This window comes from Alphaproteobacteria bacterium, assembly GCA_035625915.1.
Lineage (GTDB): Bacteria > Pseudomonadota > Alphaproteobacteria > JACZXZ01 > JACZXZ01 > DATDHA01.
Genome location: DASPOR010000204.1, coordinates 1 through 25,520, shown reverse-complemented (window position 1 = coordinate 25,520; position 25,520 = coordinate 1). Strand labels below are relative to the sequence as shown.

Here is a 25,520-nt window from a genome sequence, read left to right as displayed (position 1 = left end):
GATGCGTGCGCGCCCGAAGCGTCACTCCGGCGCCCCGTCGTCATGACGCGGCCAATCGCGATGGCGCTTCATGAGCCCGATCAGGATGCCTTCGCGCAGGCCGCGGTCGGCGACCCGCAATCTCCCGACCGGCCACAACCGGCAGATCGCGTCGAGGATGGCGAGCCCCGCAATGACGAGATCGGCGCGCTCGGTGCCGACGCAAGGGTGTGCTGCGCGTTCCACGAAAGTCATATCCTTGAGCTGGCGCGTCGCATTCGCCATGACATCGAAACTGAGATAAATACCATCCACCGTCGCGCGATCGTAACGGGGCAATTCGAGATAAACGGCTGCAAGGGTCGTCACGGTTCCGGAGGTGCCAATCATCTGCACCGCACCCCGCCGGACCGCCGCAGAGATTTCGTGCACGGCGTCGAACGAATTCAGCGCTGCACCGACTTCCTCGACCATCGCCCGATAGGCAGCACGATCGACGTGTCGACCGCCATAGCGCTCGGCGAAGCCGACCACTCCCATGGGCAGGGAAATCGAGTCAAGCATATGCGCAACGGTTCCCGCGTCATGATCGGTCGAAACCCTTAGCCAACTAAGCTCCGTCGATCCGCCCCCGATGTCGAAGAGAAGCGCATGCGGCACCTCCGGATCGAGAAGCGGCAGGCAACCGGTCATGGCGAGCCTTGCCTCCTCGTCCGGGCTGATGACTTCGAGCGAAAGACCCGTCTCGGCCTCAACACGGGTGAGAAAGCTCGCCCCGTTCGCGGCACGCCGGCATGCCTCGGTCGCCACGCTGCGCGCATAACTCACGCGGCACCGACGCATCTTTTGCGCGCAAATCTTGAGCGCCTCGATGGTGCGCTCGACCGCCGGCCCGGAAAGCACGGGTGCTGCGCCACGCTCGGCGCCGCCGAGGCCCTCGCCCAGGCGTACGATACGCGAGAAGGCATCGATTACCTTGAACCCGACGGCACCGTTGCCATTGAAGGACATGGGGCGCGCAACAAGAAGACGGCAATTGTTGGTGCCGAGATCGAGGGCGGCGTAGACAGGGCCACGCGGACGGCGCCGCCAGTCATGGTGGCGCCCTCCCCCGAGGTTCCGTTGAGGTAATCCGCTCGCCAAGCCGTTGCCCTGTGTCACGACCGGCCCGCGCGCTGCATTTTTCGTGGCGGTGCTTCGCGTACCGGCCCATTGCCCTGTTAGCCCTATAATGCCTCGTTGGTGGGTGCTAACCAAGCCCTGCGATTCGCAATCGGGCCGATGGGGCGATCAAAACAGCGAACGAGCGGAATCCCTGTCGGCGCTTGAGGCACGGTTCTCCACACAAAATGCTGGAATTTTCCCACGGACGGCTTTAGATGGTGCCGACTTCGGACTATCGTAATTTTGCCGATCTCATTTGGGGGATCGTCTAACGGTAGGACAACGGACTCTGACTCCGTGAATCTTGGTTCGAATCCAGGTCCCCCAGCCACTCGAAATGCTCCGTGGAACTGGCCCTTATACCGCCTCAAGGCGGCATTTCTATCGGCAAGACATCGTGCCGCCCACTCCGCATGAATACCGCGTACTTACCCGGGATCCGCACGCTCGCCCATTACTGCGAGTAACACGCGTGGAATACGAATAGGCTGTCATGTTCACGATCTGCGAATTTGGGTCAATTCTCGTTTTCCTGGGACGGACGATTCGATTGCGGAAATAATTGAGTACGCGAGACATTGAGGCGGAAAAATAACGACCGCGCGCATCCGCAAGCACACGGTTCTCATCGGTGACCGCTATCGACCAAAAATGAAGGACGACCGCCCCGCCATCACGTATCGCGCCGAATTAACTTGTCAACTTGCGGCTCCGCTCCGAGCGCCAGTGCGACAATCGATCGTCGGCGCTATTCCTCGGTCGGTGGCGATGGTACAGATCACTTTTGCAGCTCTCGTTGAGTAACCGGTGATGATTTTCGACCGTGTCCCATTGGTGATCTTTCAAGCCGGCTTGGTTCTGGCATGGAGCTCTGCGTATCTTGGCGCCATCCTCGCTTCCAACACAGGGTCGATCATACGTGTCCTCCTTTGGCGGTTTGTTTTGGTTTCGCTCTTGTTTTCACCATTTCTGTGGAGGGCTATTCGCCGCGGTGTGACGTGGCGGTGGTGCCTGACTCATGGATTGCTTGGCGCTGTCGGCATGTTTTCCTGCATTGGCCTCGGTATAGAGGCGATAAATCTCGGGTTGCCGGCCGGTACCGCGTCGTTGATCTCGGCGCTGCAACCCTTGGCGACTGGCGTATGCGCTGGTCCAATTCTTGGCGAGCGCGTCGCCCGTAGGCAGTGGATCGGTCTTACGATCGGCTTGTCGGGCGTCGTCTTTTCGGTAGGTGGCCTCAGCGCCGGCAATCAACTTCTCGGCTATCTCCTTTGTTTTGGGTCGATGGCTTCCATGGTGATTGCCACCCTGATCGCCAAGGCCAAGTGGGACGGTGCCGATCTTCCTTCCTCGCTCGCGTTTCAGACGCTCGTGACAGCGGCTTTGTTTTTTCCCCTCGCGATTTACAACGGCGTGTTTTGGCCTCAGCCCTCGCTGCAATTCTTCGGTGCGGTCGCGTGGGCCATCTTGTTTGCAACACTTGGCGGATACGGACTTTACTACATCTGTCTCGTGCGCTGGGGCGTCGTTCGAACCAGCAGCCTTATCTATCTGGCTCCACCGGTCACATCCTTATGGGCTTGGGTAATGTTCGGGCAGCCATTGTCCCTGTACACCGCAATCGGCCTGTTGCTTTGCCTCGGCGGCGTCTACCTCGCACGAGGCGGTCGAAGCCGAACGACCCGACTCAGTGCCGAAAAGGCATAGATGATCGCCGAACGCACTGAATTCTTGAACACGCGCGAAATGACGAAAAAGGAGGCGAATATGAACCTGGTGCAGGAGGCGACAAAGCTCGTCGGGCGAGGGTTCCGACTGACAGGGCGTCGTCAGGCGCCCCGGAGAAGCGGGTATTTCATGGGACTATTTGCGTTGCTGGCCGCGAACGCGGGCTGTTCGCCCGACTCGCCTCGTGTGATCGGAGAGACGCCGGACATGGTATCGATATGTCGAGATACCAATTTCGATAGTTATCAAAGTGTGGCGGATCTGGCTGAGCAGCGCTGCATGGCTTATGGCAAGCACGCAATCTACATTCCCTCCCTCGAGGATTGCCCGAGCGGAATCCTGACGGGCGAGTTGTCGACGTTCAAATGCGGATGAGAATGGGACAACCGACGCCCCGGAAGAAGGGCTGACGCACCACGTCTAACGCATGGCGAGGAAGGCCATATGGCGCGAGCCGCCCCGGAGCTCCTCCAGCAAGCGAGCACCCTTGGCGGCAAAGGAACGCCGATCCTCGGTGTCCGCCTGGATATAAGGCAGATGCGCCTCATAGTCATGACCGACGAAGATTTCGCGCGACAACCATGTGTCGCGCCAGGGAAACTCTACGAGCTTGCGAAAGCCCATCGAGTCGAGCGACAACTTCATGAGGCCCATCGAAAGCCGCGTGTTGTCGTTGAATGAGCAGGGAAAGGAGCGAACGCCTGAAAGGGTTGGATGCGGCGGCAAATAGGAAACCAAAAGTGCGTCCGTGTCGACGACTTGGCCGAAAAAGAATATTGCATGCCGCGCCACTCGACCGAGATAGGCAAGGAAATTCAGCGGATCGGGCAGGTGGCACATGATGGCGGAGGAAATCACCACGTCGTATTGCCCGCGAATCGGCCCTTCGTGACGCACAGAATCGTAAGCTCCGTGATGGAATTTGACGCGCGCGCCCGTCACCTTGTTGAGCAACCGAATCGAGTGCTTGTACGCCGCTCCCATGTCCATGCCGGCACAGCGCGACATCCCTGAAAGCTGCGCCTTGACCGGGAAGTAGCCGTTATTGCAGGCAATATCGAAGAGGCTGCCGCCCGGATAGCGGCTGACGATCTCGGCGATAAAATCGTCGTACATGGTGCGCAAGCGCGCGTTTGCGTCTTCGATTGCACCCCACTTGCCGTTCCACTCGTCGCGCCGAAACACGAGCGGTGGCGAGATGCGCGGATCGCTGCCGCTGACCCAGCTCCAGGCTACCCCGGTCTGTATGTCGTCCGAGATGATGAACGGCTGATAGTTGAGCACGCTCGCGGCGCGCTCGATCTGGCTGTGCGAGAGCCCATATGGCCGCAAATCCACGATGCCTCCAACATTTGCGCCAGCGGCCCCGCGCCGGCGATTTCACAATCGCGGGACAAGCTACGCCTCCCGATACCGGCTTAGCAATGGGCGCCTTTCTTTCGGTCGACCGTGCTTTCTTCGCGAGCGGCGGCCAACGACTTCCCTGAAACGCGCTTGCGTTCGGCCTGACGAAACTCAATAGTGGAAAGCGCAATGACAGACTGGCAAATCTCGGCAAGAGGGCGCGCACTTCACTCGGCGGGCATCGTCTGGGACGCGCACACTTGTCTTCCGCTCACACCCGGCCAATCCATGGAGCCGCTGGAACGGCATCGGGCGGCGGGCGTCACTTTTGTATCGGTCAATGTTGGCATGGATTTCAATCCGGTCTCCCAAATCATGCGGGTGATTGCGAACTTCCGTGCGTGGCTCGAAAGGCATTCGGACCGATTCCTGCTGGCAGACTCCGTCGACGACATCGACCGCGCCAAGCGCCAAGGCAAGCTTGCCGTCGCCTTCGATTTGGAAGGTGCCGCTATGCTCGAAAACGACCTTGCGATGGTGCAACTTTTTAGCGATCTCGGCGTCCGGCAAATTCATCTCGCGTATAACCGCGATAATTCCGTGGCGGGCGGTTGCCACGGAAACGATGCGCCCTTGACTGCCTTCGGGCGCCAAGTGGTCCAGGAAATCAACCGGGTCGGGCTGCTTATGGACTGCTCGCACTCGGGCTATCGCACGAGTATGGAAGTCATGGAACGCTCCACGCGGCCCGTGATTTTCTCCCACTCGAATGTTCGGGAATTGAAAGATCACGCGCGAAACATCCGTAACGACCAGATCGTTGCTTGCGCGCAAACAGGCGGCGTCATCGCCGTCAGTGGAATCGGGATTTTTCTTGGGGCGAACGACATCCGCCTGGAAACGCTCGTGCGGCACATCGACTATATAGCCGAACGTGTCGGAGCAGCCCATATCGGCCTTGGGCTCGACTATGTCTTCGGCGCGCTGAGCGGCGACCTGCCGGCCGGCTCTCACCCTGACGAATGGTGGCCGCCCGGCAACGAGTACGATTTGGACGACATGGCGATCGTGCCGCCTGAACGTTTTCCCGAGATAACGGAGGCACTGCTCGCCCGCGGTTACAGCGACATCGAGGTGCGCGGGATTCTGGGCGAAAACATGACGCGGGTCGCGCGTGAGACTTGGAATTCCAAGCGGAAATAACAGCAGACGCGCAATGGGTCCGCGTTCTGCCGGGAGCATGCCGGCTAATTCGTGTGGTTGCCAACCACGACTTACGTGGGTCGATGCGGCATCATAATTGGTGGAGTGCGCGCTGAAAGACCGCGAACATTCTCGGACCCGAGTCCGCCATGCCCTCCCTCACCTTGCGTGCGAGGCTATTGTTCCATTCCCTCAAGTCTTCGCCCTCCCAGCGCGATCGCTTGGCATACTCGACGATCTCGGCTCGTAGGCGGGTCATCCGAACATCCACCGCATCCAAACGCGCGTCCCTATTCTTGTAATCGCCGAGCGCGATTTTGCGAAGGTCATTGTAGACCGCAAGAGGGGCGATACCGTCGCTTTTTACGATCATGTCAGGTCCTGCACTTGCCAAGGGAACAATTGGACCGCTTCACGAGGCCGTTTCAATTTATGCAACAGCCGCCTGAGGGACGACGTTCCAATCGCCGCGAATCGTAGGGATGGCTCCCATAAAAATTCCATTCGTGTTTTCCCCGCGTAGAATTAAAAACTTCTAAAAAAGCAATCGATCCAGGTGAAATGATCTTCATCACGACCGTAAGTATTAGAGACGGCGGGACATTTACGCCACTTTTAGTCTTGTGCGTCTTTTTTGTATGAAGTTTTTATTAGGTTATCCCGAGGAGCATGCATATTTTTGCTGCCAAGTTTTCCAATCGGGAGCAACTTGCATGACTAACGATTATGATGTGACACGCGTGCGGCTCGAGACCCGTCCCAGCACTTTTACGATCTTTGAGATCTTCCAGAATCACGACGGTCACTGGTGCGCGCGCAGCGCCGATGGCATGGTGTTCGGCGAGTTCTTCAAGTGCAATGACGCCGTTCGCTTCGCGCGTCATGAGGGCAACAGTGCGACGCCACTCGTGCTCTTCATCAGGGGCGAAGACGAGGCGGCGCCCCATCGGAAGAAAGCGGCCTGAATTTGCCGATCAGCGACGGCGCGGCTGGATGCCTCTGGCGTCTCCCTTTCCAGAGAGTGACCAACACCCATCGAGTGGTTTAGGTTTCAAGGTCGGTTGAGTAGCTGTAGTTTCTTCGCAAGAGCACGGCGAGACAACCGGTGCTGAATTGGCAGTGAACCCTGACTCCTCGGTGGGCGCTGGTCGTCATGGCTGAACAATCCGGAAATCCCGCTCGGCCCACGGAAAATCAATCCAATTCTGTTCTGACCGGGGAGACGCTGCCTCCAGCCGAGGGCATGGTTGCGGAAGACATCCGTCGGATCGGTCTAACCCATCTTTCCGTGCTCGCCTTCGTCGTGGGCATCGTCACCGGCCTCGGCGCCATCGCCTTTAGGGACTTGATCGGCCTCATCCACAACGCTCTTTTTCTTGGCCACTTGTCTGTCCAGTACGACGCGAATCTCTTCACCCCGCCGAGCCCCTGGGGCCCATTCGTAATACTGGTGCCGGTCATCGGCGCGCTCGGCGTGACTTTTCTCGTCACGACGTTCGCTCCCGAGGCGCAAGGCCACGGCGTTCCCGAGGTAATGGACGCGATATACTACAAAGGTGGTGTTATCCGTCCTGCCGTGGCAGTCGTGAAGTCGCTGGCTTCCGCTCTCGCGATCGGAAGCGGTGCGGCGGTCGGCCGCGAGGGACCCATCATCCAGATCGGTTCCGCACTCGGATCGACGCTGGGGCAGATCATCCGGATGCCTGCGGGGCAGCGGATTATACTCGTGGCGGCGGGAGCCGGTGCAGGCATCGCCGCGACCTTCAATACCCCCATCGGCGGCGTCATGTTCGCCATCGAGCTCATGATGCCGGAAGTTAGCGTGAGCACTTTTCTGCCCGTCGCGATTGCGACCGGCGCGGCAACGTTCATCGGACGCTTTTTCTTGGGTCAACAGCCGGCGTTCGCTGTCCCCGTATTGCCCCCACTTGCGGCCGATGTAACCTCCGCCGTCATCCTCTGCCTTTACGCCCTGCTCGGAGTCCTGACGGGCGTGGCTGCGACGGGGTTCATTCGTGGGCTGCAGCTTATCGAGGATTTGTTCGACAGGATCAACGAACGGTACACCCGCCATGCGGTCGGCATGCTGCTTGTCGGGATGCTCATCTACGCGCTCTTCGAGCGTTTCGGACATTACTATGTCGAAGGTGTCGGTTATTCGACCGTTCAGGCAATCCTGCTGGGCCAGTTGTCGGCTGGCGGATTACTTCTCTTGCTATTTTTCTGCAAAATGTTGGCGACCTCGGTAAGTCTGGGGTCGGGATCCTCCGGCGGCATCTTTTCGCCGTCTCTTTTCATGGGGGCTACGATCGGTGGCGCTTTCGCAGCTATCCTGTCTCAGCTTCATCTGCCGTTTGCGATCAATATCCCATCTTTCGCGATTGTTGGCATGGGCGCCATGGTCGGCGGCGGCACGGGTGCTGCGATGACCGCCGTCACGATGATCTTTGAGATGACGCGCGACTACGACATCGTCATGCCGTTGATCCTCGCGGTCGCCTTGAGCGTCGGTGTCCGACGTCTCTTGTCGCGGGAGAATATTTACACGTTCAAACTGCTCCGCCGCGGACACGTCATTCCAAAAGCTTTGCACGCCAACATGTTTCTCGTCCGGCTGGCCAAAGATGTCATGGATAAGGACTTCGTTCTGGTTCCGGCCGGGACGAGCTTCGATGATTTTCTCGCATGGCCGGAACACAAAGGCCGTATGCGACACGTCGTCGTCACGGAGGGTCGACATATCCTCGGTGTGCTTCGCGTCAATACGGCGCTGAGACAGGGCAGAGAGGGAGCGATATCCAGCGTCACGTTCCGCGAAATCGCGAACCGCAAGTTTACCATCGTTCGTGAGGGCGACATCGTCTACGACGTCATCCAGCGCATCTGGCGCAAGCAAGCGATCATGGCGCTCGTCACGTTCGGGCGCGGCGTACCGAGGCCGGAAAGCATCGCCGGTGTGATCACGAAGGAGCATGTCGCCGACTCCGTCGCTAGCAGCGTCAAGGTGTACCCCACTTGAGCCCGCTCGACGATCTCCGCCACGCCGCCCACCGCAGACAATGGCGAACCCTTGAGGTTATGTTGTTGTGGCAATCAGCCGCGTGCGCCGGTATTTGCTGTCACGGTATTCGCCCGATTTGACCGGTGGATATTTCGCGGTGCCGGGCGGTGCTATGCATTCGATTGACGCATCGTAGTTGGGATGATGGAAGAACGCGATTGAAAGGCGCTGGGCTCGAGACGCGATGTCCGCCGGCGGATTGACGACGCGGTGCGTGTTCGAGATCCAACGGTCATTGGTCCAGCGCATGAGCAGATCTCCGATATTGACGACGAAGCTGCGCGCGTCCGTTTCGACATCGACCCAATCGCCGTCCCTGGTCAACACCTGCAATCCGCCGGGCACGTTCTCGCCATTCAGGATCGTGAACGTGCCGTAGTCGGTGTGCTCCCCGGCACGAAGCTGGCCGGGCAATGGTGCTGCGGCTTGCGCCGGGTAAAAATTGAGGCGCATCGCCGTGATATGGCGGTCGATCTTGTCGTCGAAGAAATGTTCGTCAACATCCAGCCCGAGTGCGGCAAGCCGCATCAGCGCCAGGGCAATCCGTTCCATTTCGGCGTAATATCGGCGCGCGGCCCCGCCAAAGCCCGGCGGCCATTCTGGCCATAGGTTCGGGATGAAATAGCTTCGACCCTCGGCACTCGTGAAATAAGCATCCTCGGGCCAAGTCTCCCGGCCGAAATGATAGTATTCCTTGAGGTCTGCCGGCGTTTGCCTCTCATTGCCGTAGGACAACGCCTCGATGCCGATGGGACGATAACCGCGCGGCGTGTCGGCGATCGGATGGATGGCGCGTTGTTTTTCGCTAGGCGGAAGTGCAAAAAATTCATTTGCCCGATCGCGCAAATCGTCGAGCGTGGTGGACGGCACGCCATGCCCGACGATCGTAAAGAATCCGATTTCGCGGCATATCCGATCGAGTCGTGACGCGAGCTTGCGCCGCGCCGCTGAAACGCCTTCGAACGCGTCGGAAAGGTCGATGACGGGGATGCGCTGTGACACGGAACGGCTCAACGCTTCATGCGTCGGGTCGCGCGACCTCGATCCGGCCTGCGTATCGCCTCAGCGGCGTGTGCCGTATCTCGGTCATGTCACCGTGATCGTGATCTTCTTGGAGACGACCGGCGGGTCGAATGGATAATGATTGGCATCGCCGAGCACGAGCTGAAGCGTATGCTTGCCGGGCGCCAGTTCGATCCGCGCCTCGGTCTGGCCAGCACCGAAGTGCAAATGCTGTTTGTCCTGCGGGATCGGTTGATTTGGATCGAGCGGTTCGTCCACGTCGACGAAAAGATGATGGTGACCGCTGTTGGCGAAAGTGTCCCCGGCATGGGTGACGCCCATGTTTCGCAGCCCGAAACGGCACCAGAAGGCGCCCTTAATGGTCATGCCGTTCAGCGGCCAGATGATATAAAGATAGGCGTCCTTTGCGGCCGGCGTGTGCTGGGAGAATGCCTTGGCTGGCAACAGCATCAGGGCCGTGGAAACCAGGGCCCTTCGGGTGATCGACATGACCGTACCCCCTATAGCGAGCGAGCGACGCGGAACCCATGTGTTGGATAGCGCACTGCCGTGTCGTAGTGGTCACGGCTCGCGGGTCGCACATAACTCGGATCGTTCCGCCAAGACCCTCCCCGGATGACGTGCGACGAGCAGTCCGCATCCATCCACTGTGAACCATTCGTCGGCGCACCCTGATATGTCTTGTGCCAGCAATCCTCGACCCATTGATCGACGCCGCCGCCGGTATCGTAGAGCCCAAAGGGGTTCGGCATGAAGCTGCCGACCTTGGCCGGTGCCGCCGGATCGTACGGCTCGTTGCATCCCTTGCAATTAGCCGCGTTTTTCTCGATCCGCTCGCCCCACCAATATTTCGTCTCCGTACCGCCGCGTGCTGCATATTCCCACTCGGCCTCGGTGGGGAGCCGATATTGTTTTTGAGTCGTCTTTGAAAGCCATTCAAGGTACTGCTGGGTGTCGTTCCAGCTCAAATTCGTGACCGGCGCCTCGTTCATTCCAGTCGGCGCATAGGTACATGCCTTCGCGGCGACGCAGGCATTCCATTCGCCCACGGTAACCGGGAATTTTCCTATAGCAAATGGTTTCACCGTCACTCGATGGACGGGCTTCTCGGAGGAATCCTCATTGCTGCCCATCGCAAACGTGCCACCCGGCAACGGTATCGTTTCGGGCTCGCCGGTCGAGCGTGCCGAAGGCGGTGGAGGGGGTGCTGTCATCGCAGTTTGCGGAGCCTCCGGCGCCGCCGGTGTTGCGGGAGCAGATGCTACGGGTGCTGGAAGCGGTGCCGGCTGCGGTGCTGCTTGTGGTGTCGCCTGCGGGACCGCAGGTGCCGGAGCCGGCGACGCCTGTGTCGTCGTTTGCGCGGGCGTTGGTGAGGGAGCCGGCGCTGGCTGCGGCGGCGGTTGTGACGTCGCTTGCAGCGCGGAGGTCGGCGTTGACGCCTCGTTCGGCAGTGGCGCGTGGTTGGCAATAAGGAAATACCACAGAACGCCGCCCGCAATCGCAAAGCCGGCCACAATCCCCGTGGCGAGTGCGGCGTGTCGACCTCTCGTTCGGGCCTTCAGCACCGCGGCGGGATCCGGCAGCACGCGGTAGACGCTGATCGGGTCGGTGATGTTCTTGACCCGCCGATCCCCGAGGGACTGATAACCGCATACGAGCTTGTTCTTGATCTGCTCGTAAATACCGCCGGAGATATAAACGTCGCCCGGCTCGGCAATGCCCTCGAGGCGCGCTGCGATATTTACGCCCTCGCCGTAAATATCGTCGGGCTCGACGATGACATCGCCGAGATTCACCCCGATGCGATAAAGTACCCAACGTTCCCGCGGAAGCGACGTATTTCGCCCGATCATGCTTTGTTGGATGACGACGGCGCAACGCACGGCCTCGACGGGGCTGTCGAACATTGCGATGAAGCCGTCTCCGGTATTCTTGACAACCTTGCCGTGATGCTCTGCGATCGTCGGATCGATCAGCTCGCGCCGATGCCGCATGACGCGTGCGTGCGTCCCTTCCTCGTCCATGCCCATGAGACGGCTGTAACCCGCAATGTCGGCCGCGAGGATCGCGGCCAGGCGACGCGGCGGTCCATCCGGAGGATAAAATCCGTCCTTCCCGACGCCCTTGCCGCCATTGAACTGACGAATCTCTCCGCGCATCAGCGGGATATCGCTCCTTTGACCGGATCGATGCGCAGACAATCGGTAAATCTCGTCACGGCGTCAACTGACCTGCGCCGTTATTCGCCGCCCGTTTTCACGGCCTAAAGGGCCTTGATCGGTAAACGACTGCGCCGAGGCAAGTATAGCGCGCGAACTCTGGAATGCCAAACTTTGCGGCCCTTCGGTGCGCGTCCACGAGTGAACGCCATGACCGCAGCACTCGGGTGTCACGTTATTCCCTTGTAAGATAGTCGTAGGCCGAGAGCACGTGCGTGCGCACGATGTGCAGGAATTCGTCGATCACGACGTGTTCGTCCTGCGAACCCATTCCGTTGGGGAACGGCCCATACACGTATGCCGGGATATTCTGGTAGCGCCAAAGACGAGCGTCGGTACCGCCCAAGCTCACAATCGGCGTCGGCTTGAACCCCATCAGATTTTCGACGTTTCTTTGAAGGATCTCGACCATCTCGCCATTCGGATCGCACCACGACGGCGCGCTGCTGCCGATCTCACGCATCGTCGCCTCCGGAAATCGCGACAGCAAGGGTGCGACGGTGCTGAGCACTTGCTCCTTGGTGACGCCGATCGGGAGTCGAATATCCACCTCGAACACGCATTCGCTCGGCACCATATTGACCTTGAGCCCGCCTCTTATCGTTCCGACATTGAGCGTTACCAGCGACACGGTGTCGGCCGCATTGTCTCCCATCGCCTTGTCCATCGTCGCTCGCCCGATTTCGAGGGCCGCGCGAATGTTGTCCGAGACATCCGGCTTTATCTTCGTTACGGCTTCGAGTTCGCCCGCCAGTTTCATGGCAATCTTCGTGGCACTCTTGCTCTTATGGGTGTAAGCGCCGTGGGCGCCCGCCGTGCGAACGGTGAATTCGAGCCAGAGTGGTCCTTTTTCGCCGAAGCGAACCGAGTAGGGGCTGCCCGGTTCGCCATTCAAAAGACAGTCGCCATGAACCTCCGGATGATGCTCCATCAGATAGCGCGCACCCCACGGCCCGAAGGTCTCCTCATCCGACACCGCCGTCAACGTGAGCCTGCCCCTCAACCGATCCTTAATGCGGTTGAGGAACATGAAGGTCATGATCGAAGCTGTGGTGCCGGTCTTCATATCCACAGCACCTCGCCCATAGATTTTACCGTCGACGATTTCGCCACCCCAGGGATCGCGCGTCCATCCGAAGCCGTCGCCAACCGGAAAAACGTCAATATGTCCGTTGAGCACGAGGTGCCGGCCGGCCGAGCGAGCATCGAAGCTTGCAACGATGTTCGGCATTTCCTCCCGAGGTGCGATGACGCGATACGGCAACTTCTGCCGCTCGAGAAATTTCTTGATATGATCCGCCGCCGCACGGGTATCGCCCGGCGGATTGGGGCTTTTGGCGCGAATGAATCCTTGCAAAAAGTCGATCAAATCCTGCTTCTCCGCGTCGACCCAAGCAAGGAGCGTCTCCCTGTCCGTGGTCATTTCTCCCTCCTTCTGAGGCATCGATAGCGCACGTAGCGCCGACAAACCGGCGGCAAGCCATTCGGCGCCGAGGTCGGGTCAGTCCGTGAGCGCGATACGCTCGCGCTTGAAGGCGCTCTCGGCGTTCGGCGCATCGAGTTCGCGGGCGTAACGATGACCGGCATAGACGGCATGAAAAATAGCACCGGGGGCGAGGCAGTCGCCGATGGCCGTAACCGACTTTATGCCGGCGGCCTCAGCCTTATCGGGCATTTCGGCAAGGGTCCGGTACAGCCGATCCTCGGGCAGTCGGGCCGTGACCATGACAATGGTGGCCGCCGCGAGACTCAGCGTGCGATCGGTATGGACATGGACGAGGTGCGCTTCGCCGTTGGCGGCGCGAGCGAGCCCGTGATGCGTGATCATGCGGACCTTGAGCGCATCGAGCAGCACTGCGATGCGCCGCAGCTCCAAGGTCGCGGCGGTGAAGGCTGCGATCTCAGGCGCCGGTGTCGCCAATGTGACCGCAAGCCCGGCGAGCGCAAGTTTTTCGGCCAGAACGCTGCCCATGTAGTAATGATCGTCATCGAACACAAGGACCGGCCCGTTCACCGCGCACCCGTCAATGACGTCGTCCGGCGTGATGACCGAAACGCCCGAGTCGATTGGAATCGGCAGGTGATTTATCCGGCCTATGCCGTCGGCACGCCAACGTGCGCCAGTCGCCAGGACGACGCGGTGCGCTCCGAATTGAAGGATGTCCGCCGGGGATAGGTTGCTATCCTTGTAGACCTCGACATTGGCAAGTTTGTGGAGCTGTCCCATACGCCAGTCCCGCACACGAAGCCACTCTTGCAGACCCGGCAGGCTGGCCTCCCGGCTCACGCGTCCGCCGAGCTGCTTCTCGCGCTCGGCCAGAGTCACGCGGTAACCGCGCTGTCCGAGCGCCCGGGCGCATTCGAGCCCGGCCGGGCCCGACCCAACGATGAGCACCGTATCCTCGGAACCCTTGGGTGGAATTGTCTCTGGATGCCAGCCCTTGCGCCATTCCTCTCCCATTGTCGGGTTCTGGGTGCAGCGCAGATTGGTCATCTGAAAATGGCTCGAAACACAAACGTTGCAGCCGATGCATTCGCGGATGTCGTCCTCGCGTCCCTCGTCGATCTTCTTGGGCAGGAAGGGATCGGCGATCGAAGGGCGCGTGGCGCCGATCATGTCGAGGATGCCGCGCCGGATCAGGGAGACCATCGTATCGGGCGAGGTGAAGCGCCCCACGCCGACCACTGGCTTCCTGGTCACCGCCTTGATACCGGCCATGAAGGGCTCATGATCGTTTTCGGGTGCAAATCGCGACGTGGGCGAATCGTCGGCCCACGTGCCGATCACCACGTCCCAAAGATCGGGAAGATCCGCGAGGAGAGAAATGGCCTCGATGCCGTCCTCGCTAGCCCGAAGACCGAGCGTTCCGCGCATCTCGTCGATGATGAGACGCACGCTCACGGCGCATGCGCCCTGCGCTGCCTCTTGCGTCACCTCGATGAGTTCGCGCAGCAGTCGTACGCGGTTCTTGAGCGAGCCACCATATTCGTCGACCCGTGTGTTGCGCGGTGAAAGGAACTGGAATGCGACGGTGGAGAAATTCGCGTCGACATTGATGATGTCGAAGCCCGCTTTGCGCGCGCGCTTTGCAGCGTCGCCCCACCACCGGTGCAGCTTGCGGATGTCGGCCTTGTCCATTTGGCGTGCTTGGACGGGGTAGTAGCTGTCGACAGGCCGCGCCACCGGCCCCATCGGCACTTCGCGGCTGTAGCGGTTCGAGTTGTAGTACGCGGCATAAGCGAGCTGCACACCGGCAAGAGCGCCGTGCGCATGAACCGCGTCGCACATCGTCGCGAGATAGGGGATATCGTCGTCGTCCCACAACGCATGGAGCACCTCCGGCACCACGTCCGAAGTGGGGTGGATCGAGCAATGCTCGGCATTGACAACGGCCCAACCGCCTTCCGCCTTGACGCCGCGCATTGCCGCATGGGCTTGCGGCCGGAAGCTGCCCATGCCGTTGCAATGGGGCGGCTGATAGAAACGGTTCTTCGCCACGACTGGGCCGATTCGAACGGGCTCGAACAGGATATCGAACCGAGGATCGCGCATGATCGGGCACTCCGGCGCTAGGAATTTTTTGAAAAGCGGTCGATACGAAACGGCGTGAGGTCGATCGAAGGGGGGCGGCCGCCGATCAGTTCAGCGATCACCTTGCCAGTCTGCGACGCGCTGAGCAACCCATGATGGCCATGGCCGAACGCAACGAAGGTGTCGCCAAGGCCAGGCACCGGGCCGAGGACCGGCAAGCTGTCGGGAAAGCACGGTCGATTGCCCATCCACTCCGTGTATCCCTCAGTGCGAAGGCCGGGGAAAATCTCGCGGCCGATACGCAGGAGGCATTTCGCACGCGCATAGTTGGGCGGGGATTCGAGCTTGGCCAGCTCCACGGTGCCGGCAAGCCTCAGTCCCATCTCCATCGGCGTGATGGCGATTTTGTTGTCCATCGGCAGAACCATAATCCGGGGCATGACACCGGGATCGGGAAGCGTTACGTGATATCCCCGCTGAGTAATGATCGGCACGTCGAATCCAAGTTGCTTCGTTAGCGCATTCGACCACACGCCCGCGGCGATCACGGTCACATCCGAAGCACGACGGCCGCCGCGCGTGATCAAGGTGCCGGGTCCCCGCGCACCCATTTCGAATCCCAGCACCTCTTCCCGCACTAGGGCGCCGCCGCGGCGTACGAAATACTCGGCAAGGCCCTGCACCAGCCGAAAGGGATTTTTGCAGTGGCCGTTATCGGGAATGAAATAGGCCGCGGGAAATATGGGCGCCAGCGATGGCTCGAGCTGGCGAATTTCATCGCCATCGAGGACGTCCAGGCGCAAACCGGTCGCGCGCTTCAAGTCGATGCCGAAACGGTCCCGCTCGAAGGCGCGCTTGCTGCGATAGACGAAAAGCTGACCCGTCTGGTGAAAAAGATGCTCGAGCCCGGCGTCCTTGAGCAGGGGACGATAGGCATCGAACGTCGGGATATTGAGGGTCGCCAATGCCTTCGAAATTCGCTCCACGCGATCACGGCGCCCCGCGCGCAGGAATTTGATGAGCCAGGGCAAGACTTGCGGCAGGTAGGACCAATGGAGATAGAGTGGGCCGTTTGGATCGAGCAACCATCCGGGAATGTCCTTGATCATGCCGGGATAGGCAATCGGCACCACCGCGGCACAAGTGATTCCGCCGGCATTGCCGAAAGAGGTCGCCTCCCCCGGCCCGGCCCGGTCGATTAGCGTGACCTCGTGGCCCTCGCGCAGGAGGTAATTCGCCGCCACCGTCCCGACGATTCCAGCACCAATCACGGTAACTTTTTGGCGGCTCGTCCCGTTCATGCCGGCCCCCTCCTCTTTCCGGCTTCACGCAGGATAGCATGTCTGAGGAACGCCGTGAGTTGCGCCCCCTACCGCGCGCCGCAAAGACAAACCGAGCATCCTCCTGCCATCCTTGGCGTCGCTTTACCGTCTAGGCTTTTGCACCTTTCAATATCGCGTCCGCGATTTTCTCTCCGATCATGATGGTCGAAATGTTGGTGTTGGCGCAGGGTACTGTCGGCATGATCGATGCGTCGGCGACCCGAAGGCTCTCAATGCCGTGAACGCGCGCATCGGGGCCGACGACCGCCATTCGATCCGAGAGCGCGCCTATTTTGCAAGTGCCGCAGGCATGCCAGTCGCCCTGAACGCCGCTGCGGATCCATTCGATCATCAATCGCTCATCGCGCATGAGCTCATCGAGGGTGTACTTCGCCTTCGCGATGAAATTGCGCATGGCGAATTCGCGCGCCGGCCCGCCAACGTCGAGCAGCCAGGCTGCGGCGTCGGTCAATAGCTTGTTACGCCTCGACTTGGTGGTCAAATTTCGTTGCAGATCCGCATAAATGCCGGGAAAGGCGGAAAATATCATGTCTTTCGCAGGCGAAGTATTGAGTGCTTCATGGACGAAGCGAACGGCGTCGATCGTGCGCTGAAGATCGCGCGGATCGGATAACAGATTGAAGGCGATCAGGGGCTCCTCCCGGGGATCGCTGCTTCGGAGCCGCACGATCCCGCGCGAGAACGCCTTATTTGGTCCGAATTGGATCGTGCCGAGTTGGAAGCCAATTTTGGACCAAGCAAAACGATTCGAGACCGAAAGCTTCATGTCCTGGCTCGGGCAGTCGGGATAACCGGAGCTGAAGCGCATGCAAAGAAGGAAATTATTGCGCAAACTCGGTCGCAGCCTGCCTTCGGGTTTGATGTGAAGACCGATGCCCAGCAGGGGATGTTCTTGCAAGTTGGAACCCACGCCCGGCCGGTCCGCCACGACGGAAATTCCGTGTTCGCGCAAATGCTCCGCCGGCCCGATGCCTGAGCGCATGAGGAGTGCCGGCGAGTGAAGGGCGCCACTCGAGACGATGATCTCGCGTCCCTCGATGCGCTCTCGCTCGCGGCCGCGTGAAGCCCGCACCGCGACGGCGCGTGTACGCTCGAACTCTATTTGCTCGACGAAGCAATTCGGCGCGATGTGGAGGTTCTTCCGCAGCCGTGTCGCGCTGTCGAGGTAAGCCAATGCCGCCGAGACACGGTGGCCATAGACGTTGTTCTTCGGGAACGGAAAGCAACCGTCGCCGAAGTTGGCGTGACAATCGTCGAAATAGACAAATCCCTTCCTTTGGAAAGTCTCGCGGAAGGCGAGCGAGAGCCCACCCCAATCGCCGGGAAAGGTGCGATGGATTGGAATTGGCCCCTCCTTGCCGTGATAGGGGCCGTCGAAGTCGAGATCGCGCTCGAGCTTGCGCAAGAAGGGAAGACATTCGCGATAAGACCACCCCTTGGCCCCCAGCGCCTCCCACTCGTCGTAGTCGGAGGGAAGGCCTCGAATTGCGATCTGGCCGTTGACAGTCGAGCCGCCCCCCATGACGCGCGCCTGCTCGTAGCGCCGCGGACGCATCGAGGTCGCGATCTCGGCAAGAGGGTGGTTGCCGATTGGGTCCAAATAAGCCTCGATCTCGGTCCAGTAGTATGCCTCCTCGAAGTAATGCGGCAGGAAGGGCAAGGCGTAGATCTGCTCGGAGATGTGTTCGGGCGGCGTGTCGACCCCTGCTTCGAGGAGGGCGACCGTAATCTGCGGATCGCCCGATAGCCGATTAGCCAGCACGCAGCCGGCGGAGCCGCCGCCAACGATCACATAGTCGTAAATCATGGCGTTGCCATTCCTGCCAATCGTCCACGGACTGCGGGACGCCCGCCACCTATTCTGGTGCGACTTGCATTTGCGGTCCATACGCTGGACTAAGCCGCAATTTTTGCCCGAGCACCGGGCAATCCGAAGCGTGGTATAGTTTCGCTCGAATTCCAAAACGGAGGTGATCGACAATGGCGAAGATCGCACCGCGACGGAGGAGTATTTCTGCAAAGGCCAACCGCACCAAAATGGGCGGGGAATCGGCGAGTAATACGCTTACTGGAAGCAAACGGGCCGCACGAAAGGCCGCCCGCCCCGCCTCCAAGGAGAGCGCTGCGGCCTCGGCCGGTCGCGCGTTGGAGGCGCACGACATCATGACTTCCAGAGTCATCACTGTTTCACCGGACACATCGCTTAGGGAGGTTGCCAGAACGATGCTGAGCCGACGAATAAGCGGCCTTCCTGTCATCGACGAATCCGGGCGTCTCGTCGGCGTCGTCAGCGAGGGTGACCTTTACCGCCGTGCCGAGATCGGCACCGGTCGCCAACGCTCCTGGTGGCTCGAATTGTTCTCGAGCGACGATTCCAGGGCGCGCGGCTACCTCAAGGAGCATGGCCGCCGCGTGGAGGACGTGATGAGTAGGCGAGTCATATCGGTCGATGAAACCACCCCGCTCGCCGAAATCGCCGAAACGCTCGAACTTCACCGGATCAAGCGCGTGCCTGTAATGCGCGGCAAGCGGCTTGTGGGCATTATCAGCCGAGCCGACCTCGTCCGCGCGCTATTGCGTGCCGGTGAGCTCGATGAGAGTTCGAAGAGCGATGGCGCCATCCGCGCCGGGTTCGAGAAAGCGCTGAAGGCCGAAAGCTGGGTCGCCGACTGGTACATCAATTTCAGTGTCAAGAACGGCGTCGTGAAAATCGCCGGCTTCGTCGGTTCCGCGGAGAAAGTTCGCGCCTTGCACGCCTTGGCCGAAGGTATTCGCGGGGTCAGGAAAGTCGACAGCAGTCATTTGAGCTGGGAGTAGGTCGCTTGCCTCCGCGAGCGAAAATGCCCGATGGGGTGCCTGCGTTCGGATCGTCCCTCCAGGCCCGGTTCATTGGCGTGTGAGCCGAGTCATCGAATACGATTTGCAAGGTCACGGGGCCATTGCGCACTTTTTACGCCTGGATTTGGATTATCCTCGTCAGCACGGCGGCGGGTGTCGCCTACCATTTCCTGCTTGCGCGCGAGTCCGTTATTTTCGTTTCGGCGATCTTCGGTCTTGTCACGGGCGTACCCATTTTTGCCTTCGTGAGGGGTATGCTGCTGCCCCGGCTGAACGCATGGCTGCGCAGCTTGGCCTTTCCGATCTATGCGCCGACGGCAATCTGCCTGTGTGTGGCCTCCATTCTCGTAAGCAACTTCGCCGCCGGCACGCTGTTTTGGTCGCTTGGCATTATCCGCGGCTCGTTCGGAGAAGCCGCATTGGCAACGCCGGAGGTAATCGCCTATTCCCTCGCGATGTCCGCGGCCCTTACGTTTTTCGTGCGCATGACCGATCTGATCGGGCACGACATTTTAGTCGACCTGCTGATCGGCCGGTATCATCGTCCGGTACGCGAGGATCGAGTCTTTCTGTTCATTGACGTCGCGGGCTCGACGCGTTTTGCCGAAAAATTCGGCGATCTTCGTGCTCAGGAATATCTGGGCGCCTTTTTTGCGACGGTCTCCGAGTCGGTGCATCGGTTTCGCGGCCGAATAGATGATTATGTGGGCGACCTCGCGATTGTGAGTTGGCCGATTCAAGCAGGTGTTGCGGACGCCAACTGCATCCGATGCGTCTTCGCTATTCGGGTGCAAATCGCGGATCAGGCGGCCTATTGGCGGAAGCACTTTGAGACCGTGCCGCACTTCCGTGCCGCACTGCATTGCGGCCCGATCGTGACCGCGGAGGTCGGCATCGACAAACATAAGATCGCGTATTTTGGGGACACGATTAATGCAACCGCGAGGCTCGAGGGCCTATGCCGGGAACTCGATCAGGATTTCTTGGCGTCGACGGATATTTTGGCGAGGGTGTCGCAACTTCCCGAGGGTGTCAGCGCACGGGACTTTGGCTCTCACACCGTCCACGGTCGACAGCGCGCACTCGCAATTCATGCGATGGCGGGACCCGTGATTGCAACCGGCGCTTCTTAGCGGCCACGATGCAGAGACGCAATGGTACGATGCGGTTAAGCCAAAAAGTGAGCGATGCACGGGCAGGCCAAAACAGGCAGGTCGTAAGGAGGTCTCATGGAGAACCGAAAGAACCTCACCTACGAAGTCGCGGACTACGAGATATTGGCGGAAACGCCAGAGCTGCGAATGGTGGTGCTGACCCTCTCGGAGGGACAGGAAGTGCCCTGGCACTGGCACAGCAACGTCATCGATCGCTTCTTCTGCATGCAAGGGCCCATGGTCGTCGAGACGCGTGCACCCAGGGAAATCTTCGAACTCAATTCCGGCGATACGTGCGTCGTGCCCGCCAAACGCGCCCATCGCGTGAGCGGCAAGAACGCAGGGGCTTGCAAGTTCGGTGTCCTCCAGGGTGTCGGCGCCTACGATTTCAATGCGGTCGGTGGCTGACCTGACGGCTTCGGTTTGGGAGGGAGAAGAGATGCAACACGCGACGGTACGCGCAAATGGCGCCTCATTTCATGTTGCCCAAATCGGGCAAGGGGCGCCGCTCTTGCTGCTCCACGGTTGGCCGGAGTTTTGGCTCACCTGGGAACCCGTCATGCAACGCCTCGCGGATCGCTACCGCCTTATCGCCCCCGATTTGCGCGGCTTCGGCGACAGCGACAAACCGAACGGGCCGTTCGGCCCGGACGGCCACGCGCAAGACATGCTGGCGTTGCTGACGGCACTTGGGATCGACCGCGTCGGCGTCATCGGTCACGACATCGGCGGGGCGGCGATGCAGCCGCTCGCACGAAAGGCGCCGGAACGCGTTGTCGGTTTGGTCTTTTTCGATTTCGTTTATCCCGGCATCGGACCGCGCATGGGCACGCCCGACCGGCTGATCGAGATTTGGTATCAATCCTTCCATCAGATGGAAATGGCGCCGACCATCGTTGGGGCGTCGCGGGAGACATGCCGTGCCTACATCGCGCACTTCCTCCGCCATTGGGCATTCCGCAAGAACGCCTTTGACGACGTCGTTGCCGAATTCGCGGACAATTTTCTGAAACCGGGAAACCTCGCGGGTGGCTTCGCCCACTACTATGCAAGCCACGCAGGGCGCATCGCGATGATGAAGGGGCAAGCGCCCGCATTGCCGCCGATCACGCCACCCACTTGCGTGCGATGGCCGGAACACGATCCGCTCTTCCCCTCCGCATGGACCGATCGTCTTGGCGAGACTTTTGCCAAGCTCGATCTCGCGATGTTCCCCGGCGTCGGTCACTTCCCCCATCGCGAGGACCCGGATCGTGCGGCCAAGGAGATCGCGACGTTCTTCGACCGACTCGGCTGGCGCTGACCGAGCGGGTCCGGTGCCAGGCGGCGGAGGCAAGAAGCCGCTCTCGGCCGGTCGGGTTTGAAGAATGGCGGGTCGCATAAAGGAAAACCGCGCCGGGCGGTTTCACCCTGCGCGGTTTCCAAACTTAGCCGAGGCGAAATATGCCGTACCGGGACCTCGTGGGCCCGGTCGCGTCTACTCGTACTCGCCCTCGATGTCCTTGCCCGTGTAGTCCTTCATCATCATCGACGCAATTACCGTAACGACGGCGCAGAAGAGAATATAGGCCGCGACTGCGTAGCCGGACATGTATTTAGCGAATAGTGCGGTCGCAATCAACGGCGCCGGGCCGCCGGCGATGATCGACGCGAGCTGGTAGCCGAGCGAGGCGCCGCTGTAGCGGAGCCGGCCCGTGAAGGATTCCGCGATGAAGGCCGCTTGGGGACCGTACATCATGTCGTGCGGGATCAGGGAGAGCACGATCGCGAGGAAGATCAGCGCCGATGAGCCGGAGTCCAACATGGCGAAGTAAATGAACCCGAACACACCGACCGTTATCGCACCCAGCACATACATCTTTCGGCGGCCAATACGATCGGAAATATGGCCGGAGAGCGGGATCGAAACGAACGACACGCAGGATGCCACCATGACCGCGAAGAGGATGAAATCCCGCGATAAATTCAAGGCCTTCGTCCCATATACGAACACGAAAACCGTGAAGAGGTAGAACGGGGCCTGCTCCGCAACGCGCACGAACGCCGAGACGATGATCTCCTTCGGGTGCCGCTTGATCACCTCGAGCATGGGCTGGCGCTCGATCTTCTTCTCCGAGACCAACTTCGTGAAAACGGGCGTTTCGAGAATGCCGAGCCGGATGTAGAGGCCGATACCGACGAGGACGATGCTGAGCATGAACGGTATCCGCCAGCCCCAGACGATGAACTGATCACCGGAAATCGCGCTGAACGCAAGGAAAGCGAGATTTGAGAGCAACAGACCGCAGGGTACCCCGAATTGCGGCCAGGATGCCACGAAACCCCGGGATGAGCTCGTCTTGGCCCATTCCATCGAAAGGAGCACCGACCCACCCCATTCCCCGCCCACCCCCACACCTTGAACGAACCGCAGGACGGTGAGGATGATCGCACCCCAGATGCCGATGCTGCTGTAGCTCGGCACGAAAGCCACGAGGAAGGTTGCGACACCCATCAACATGAGTGTTGCGATCAGCGTCGCCTTACGGCCGATGCGATCGCCGTAGTGGCCGAAGATCGCCGCCCCGATCGGGCGTGCAATGAAGCCAACGGCGTAAATGGCGAACGAATTCAATGTTCCCGACAGCGGATCTTCGTTCGGAAAATAGAGCTTCGCGAAGACGCTGGCCGTGACCACGCCGTAGAGGAAGAAATCGTACCATTCGATCGCGGTGCCGACCGTGCTCGCCACAATCGCGCGGCGAAGCTGCTTCGAATGCTCGGCATCGGATAGCGTGGCACTGGCGCTTTCAACTGTTGTCATTTTTGGCCTCCCTTATGGTTCCGTCGACCCTCTTGGGGGTCGCTTGTCATTCGTCATAGTAGCACAGGCACGGCGGCGCGTTGAGCTTTAGAGGCCCTCCCTCAGCAGTGCTTCCGAAATTTCGCGCCATTCCTCTTCGAGGGAAAGCTTCGACAATTCCTTCCCCACGCGGCCATACCAATAGCCCGCATTGGATGCGTCGCCCTCCTTCCGGTGAAGATAGGCATGGACCCAGTCGCCTGATTTACTTTTGTCGGCCTGCGCACATTTATGCGCCTTATCCCAATCGCCCTTCGCGTCCCACCAAAGTGCCTGAAGTGCGCCACGCAGCTCCGCGGCCGGCGTTTCGGCGGAGAGCGAGCGCTTGAACGATGCAAAGTCCATCTGCAAGCCTCAGCTCGCTGAGCGCCCGTCGAGGAAGGCGGCTATGTGGGGATCGGCCCGGAGGGCGCTGAGTTCCTCCACCGTCGGAAGCTGCGGCCTGTCGCGCTCGGCGTTGACCATGCAGAGAAACCCGAGCGGCTCACGCCGCGAGGCACGGAATTGGTGCCACGTCCACGGTGGAATCGAAACAAGGTCGTAAGGTTTCACCGCACGCACCTCGCCGCCGACGAGACATTCTCCCCGTCCGCGCAGAACCATCACGCCGTGCATATGCGCATGGCGCTCGAGTGTGGAATAGCCGCCGGCCGCCATTTCGAAATAGCGCAGTTCGCAATGCAGCCGCGGATCGGCGAAAAGAACTTGTCGGGTTATGTCTTTGAATGGCGCACTCCCCTCCTCTTTATAAGGAAGATGGGCGACCCTGTCCCATCGAAACCCGTCGAGGAAATCGCGGATGCGTCCCGTGTCGTTCGTGTCCATGCATTCTCACTTATATTGGTGCTGCTGCACCGAGCGCGTGAAAGCCGCTGTCGATTCGGTCAATCGCTCACGCGCGGCGAGCAATCCGCCGCCGATCAGTAGGATTACATCGGGGCCATAGAAGTCAAGCATCTCCGGGACCCGTTCGAGCGTCATCCCGCCGGCGGGCACCGGTGCTGTCATGCGCAGCCCTCCCCACGATGCGGCGGCGGCCTCCGCCAATTGCCGGCAGGTCTCGCGGGAATAACCAAATCGCCCCCCATGATTGGGAAAAATGGTGGCGTCTGCGCCGAAGAGACGGAAAAGCCTTCCGAGGAGCAGCGGAGGTGCGATCCGGGCCGCACCCGCCATCGCTGGATGCGCCATGAAGGCGATCTCGGGGTAGTCATTGACGAGAGCGGAGAGGGCCGGGATGCCGACAATCATCGGGGCGATGAGCACCATCGCAAGACTGTTTTCCCTGACAAAATCGATCTGCACTCGAAGCCTGTCGAGATCGCCCGAAAGGCTCGGTACATAAAGGGTATGCCGCCCGGTCGCCGCACGGGCTTCCCGCACGGCGCGCGCGCAAGCGCGCACGCGCTCCGCGAAGGGACTGTAGGCCTGGTCGGCAAGACCATGATCGTCCTTGATGAAATCGAGCCCACCCCGGGCGAGTTGCCCCGCCAATTCGGCGAGCCGTGCCGGCGATAGGCCTTGCGGCTTCAGTGCCGAACAGGTCATGGCACGTCCATTCGCACCCGTCAGCGCGCGCAAACCATCGATGCCGTGACGCGGGCCGGCGAATGTCGAGAACATTTCGGGGGGAAATTCGACGTCGTGCAAGACGACGTCGTCGTGAATTGAGGTGTTGCCGAACAACATGTTCATGAGTTGCCCGGCCTCGAGGCCGGTCGTCGTGACGGCCAAGTCGATGCGCGCCTCGAAAAGGTGCTCGCCGATCTCCTTTATCCCCGCGACCCGGCCCACGATATCCGCGAGGATCTGGGGATCGTCGATCGCGGAAATGGGCATTTCCACGCTTTGCTCCGTGGCGATCGCGTCTGCGCGGCGATCGATCGATCCTTCGTCGGCTCGGATGCGATAAATTGCGGTCAGCCTCGATGCCACGGCGCGCGTTTCTCCCCTTGCCACTTGGATTTGCGTGACACATCTGGACGCTAGGTTCAATCGCGATTTCCCCGGGACGCCCAATGGTTCTTTGACAAAGCCCGCTTTTTCACGGCCCAAAACCGCCCTGGCCCGCGATTTTGGGGCCGCCCGGG

General features: G+C 60.4%; 23 protein-coding genes and 1 tRNA gene. 10 read left to right on the top strand and 14 right to left on the bottom strand.

What is annotated here, in order from left to right; all coding sequences use genetic code 11:
- Positions 1 to 21 precede the first annotated feature (21 nt).
- Positions 22 to 1,140, bottom strand: coding sequence for a Ppx/GppA phosphatase family protein (locus tag VEJ16_16195; protein ID HYB11203.1), 1,119 nt, complete (start codon positions 1,138 to 1,140; stop codon positions 22 to 24).
- 260 nt (positions 1,141 to 1,400) lie between these two features.
- Here VEJ16_16195 and VEJ16_16190 point away from each other — a divergent pair.
- The 3 genes from VEJ16_16190 (at position 1,401) to VEJ16_16180 (ending at position 3,246) form a co-directional block, all read left to right on the top strand.
- Positions 1,401 to 1,474: transfer RNA gene (locus VEJ16_16190), tRNA-Gln, on the top strand.
- A 479-nt stretch (positions 1,475 to 1,953) separates the two neighbouring features.
- Complete coding sequence (locus tag VEJ16_16185; protein HYB11202.1) at positions 1,954 to 2,850, top strand: DMT family transporter; 897 nt, start codon at positions 1,954 to 1,956, stop codon at positions 2,848 to 2,850.
- Positions 2,851 to 2,910: 60 nt separating this feature from the next.
- Entirely contained in the window at positions 2,911 to 3,246 is a 336-nt protein-coding gene (locus VEJ16_16180; GenBank protein ID HYB11201.1) for a hypothetical protein, read from the top strand.
- 45 nt (positions 3,247 to 3,291) lie between these two features.
- Here the strand turns inward: VEJ16_16180 and VEJ16_16175 are convergent, their stop codons facing one another.
- The gene (locus VEJ16_16175) at positions 3,292 to 4,209 is read right to left on the bottom strand and encodes a class I SAM-dependent methyltransferase (protein ID HYB11200.1); all 918 of its coding nucleotides are present in this window, start codon (positions 4,207 to 4,209) and stop codon (positions 3,292 to 3,294) included.
- Positions 4,210 to 4,404: 195 nt separating this feature from the next.
- Here VEJ16_16175 and VEJ16_16170 point away from each other — a divergent pair, with 195 nt between their 5' ends.
- Positions 4,405 to 5,418: a dipeptidase gene (locus VEJ16_16170; protein HYB11199.1), complete on the top strand. Its 1,014-nt coding sequence runs from the start codon at positions 4,405 to 4,407 to the stop codon at positions 5,416 to 5,418.
- Between the two features lie 91 nt (positions 5,419 to 5,509).
- Here the strand turns inward: VEJ16_16170 and VEJ16_16165 are convergent, their stop codons facing one another.
- Entirely contained in the window at positions 5,510 to 5,791 is a 282-nt protein-coding gene (locus VEJ16_16165; protein ID HYB11198.1) for a hypothetical protein, read from the bottom strand.
- A 340-nt stretch (positions 5,792 to 6,131) separates the two neighbouring features.
- On the opposite strand from VEJ16_16165, the gene VEJ16_16160 reads away from it, so the two are divergent.
- Both VEJ16_16160 and VEJ16_16155 read left to right on the top strand, forming a co-directional pair.
- Positions 6,132 to 6,383, top strand: a complete 252-nt coding sequence (locus VEJ16_16160) for a hypothetical protein (GenBank protein HYB11197.1) — start codon at positions 6,132 to 6,134, stop codon at positions 6,381 to 6,383.
- A 188-nt stretch (positions 6,384 to 6,571) separates the two neighbouring features.
- On the top strand, positions 6,572 to 8,437 hold the full coding sequence (locus tag VEJ16_16155) for a chloride channel protein (protein ID HYB11196.1): 1,866 nt from the start codon (positions 6,572 to 6,574) through the stop codon (positions 8,435 to 8,437).
- A gap of 57 nt (positions 8,438 to 8,494) precedes the next feature.
- On the opposite strand, the gene VEJ16_16150 is transcribed toward VEJ16_16155, so the two are convergent.
- The 7 genes from VEJ16_16150 to VEJ16_16120 all read right to left on the bottom strand — a co-directional run bounded on the left by VEJ16_16150 (position 8,495) and on the right by VEJ16_16120 (position 18,403).
- On the bottom strand, positions 8,495 to 9,481 hold the full coding sequence (locus VEJ16_16150; protein HYB11195.1) for a 2-oxoglutarate and iron-dependent oxygenase domain-containing protein: 987 nt from the start codon (positions 9,479 to 9,481) through the stop codon (positions 8,495 to 8,497).
- A gap of 84 nt (positions 9,482 to 9,565) precedes the next feature.
- Entirely contained in the window at positions 9,566 to 9,991 is a 426-nt protein-coding gene (locus VEJ16_16145) for a DUF4399 domain-containing protein (protein ID HYB11194.1), read from the bottom strand.
- 11 nt (positions 9,992 to 10,002) lie between these two features.
- On the bottom strand, positions 10,003 to 11,661 hold the full coding sequence (locus tag VEJ16_16140; GenBank protein ID HYB11193.1) for an SUMF1/EgtB/PvdO family nonheme iron enzyme: 1,659 nt from the start codon (positions 11,659 to 11,661) through the stop codon (positions 10,003 to 10,005).
- A gap of 235 nt (positions 11,662 to 11,896) precedes the next feature.
- The gene (locus tag VEJ16_16135; protein ID HYB11192.1) at positions 11,897 to 13,144 is read right to left on the bottom strand and encodes a M20/M25/M40 family metallo-hydrolase; all 1,248 of its coding nucleotides are present in this window, start codon (positions 13,142 to 13,144) and stop codon (positions 11,897 to 11,899) included.
- A gap of 78 nt (positions 13,145 to 13,222) precedes the next feature.
- On the bottom strand, positions 13,223 to 15,274 hold the full coding sequence (locus tag VEJ16_16130; protein ID HYB11191.1) for an FAD-dependent oxidoreductase: 2,052 nt from the start codon (positions 15,272 to 15,274) through the stop codon (positions 13,223 to 13,225).
- 17 nt (positions 15,275 to 15,291) lie between these two features.
- A complete protein-coding gene (locus VEJ16_16125) occupies positions 15,292 to 16,554 on the bottom strand; it encodes an FAD-dependent oxidoreductase (protein ID HYB11190.1) in 1,263 nt (420 codons plus the stop codon).
- Between the two features lie 130 nt (positions 16,555 to 16,684).
- Positions 16,685 to 18,403, bottom strand: a complete 1,719-nt coding sequence (locus VEJ16_16120; protein HYB11189.1) for a GMC family oxidoreductase N-terminal domain-containing protein — start codon at positions 18,401 to 18,403, stop codon at positions 16,685 to 16,687.
- A gap of 173 nt (positions 18,404 to 18,576) precedes the next feature.
- On the opposite strand from VEJ16_16120, the gene VEJ16_16115 reads away from it, so the two are divergent.
- The 4 genes from VEJ16_16115 (at position 18,577) to VEJ16_16100 (ending at position 21,891) form a co-directional block, all read left to right on the top strand.
- Positions 18,577 to 19,413 carry a CBS domain-containing protein gene (locus VEJ16_16115; GenBank protein ID HYB11188.1) on the top strand — a complete coding sequence of 279 codons (837 nt, stop codon included), beginning with the start codon at positions 18,577 to 18,579 and terminating at the stop codon, positions 19,411 to 19,413.
- Between the two features lie 122 nt (positions 19,414 to 19,535).
- Positions 19,536 to 20,567 (top strand): adenylate/guanylate cyclase domain-containing protein, encoded by a 1,032-nt coding sequence (locus VEJ16_16110; protein ID HYB11187.1) that lies wholly within the window; start codon positions 19,536 to 19,538, stop codon positions 20,565 to 20,567.
- 96 nt (positions 20,568 to 20,663) lie between these two features.
- Entirely contained in the window at positions 20,664 to 20,996 is a 333-nt protein-coding gene (locus VEJ16_16105) for a cupin domain-containing protein (protein HYB11186.1), read from the top strand.
- 31 nt (positions 20,997 to 21,027) lie between these two features.
- Positions 21,028 to 21,891 (top strand): alpha/beta hydrolase, encoded by an 864-nt coding sequence (locus tag VEJ16_16100; protein HYB11185.1) that lies wholly within the window; start codon positions 21,028 to 21,030, stop codon positions 21,889 to 21,891.
- 174 nt (positions 21,892 to 22,065) lie between these two features.
- Here the strand turns inward: VEJ16_16100 and VEJ16_16095 are convergent, their stop codons facing one another.
- The 4 genes from VEJ16_16095 to VEJ16_16080 form a co-directional block, all read right to left on the bottom strand.
- A complete protein-coding gene (locus VEJ16_16095) occupies positions 22,066 to 23,391 on the bottom strand; it encodes an MFS transporter (GenBank protein HYB11184.1) in 1,326 nt (441 codons plus the stop codon).
- Positions 23,392 to 23,478: 87 nt separating this feature from the next.
- Complete coding sequence (locus tag VEJ16_16090) at positions 23,479 to 23,775, bottom strand: hypothetical protein (GenBank protein ID HYB11183.1); 297 nt, start codon at positions 23,773 to 23,775, stop codon at positions 23,479 to 23,481.
- A 9-nt stretch (positions 23,776 to 23,784) separates the two neighbouring features.
- Complete coding sequence (locus VEJ16_16085; protein ID HYB11182.1) at positions 23,785 to 24,255, bottom strand: cupin domain-containing protein; 471 nt, start codon at positions 24,253 to 24,255, stop codon at positions 23,785 to 23,787.
- A 6-nt stretch (positions 24,256 to 24,261) separates the two neighbouring features.
- Positions 24,262 to 25,365 carry a RuBisCO large subunit C-terminal-like domain-containing protein gene (locus VEJ16_16080; GenBank protein ID HYB11181.1) on the bottom strand — a complete coding sequence of 368 codons (1,104 nt, stop codon included), beginning with the start codon at positions 25,363 to 25,365 and terminating at the stop codon, positions 24,262 to 24,264.
- Positions 25,366 to 25,520: the final 155 nt, after the last annotated feature.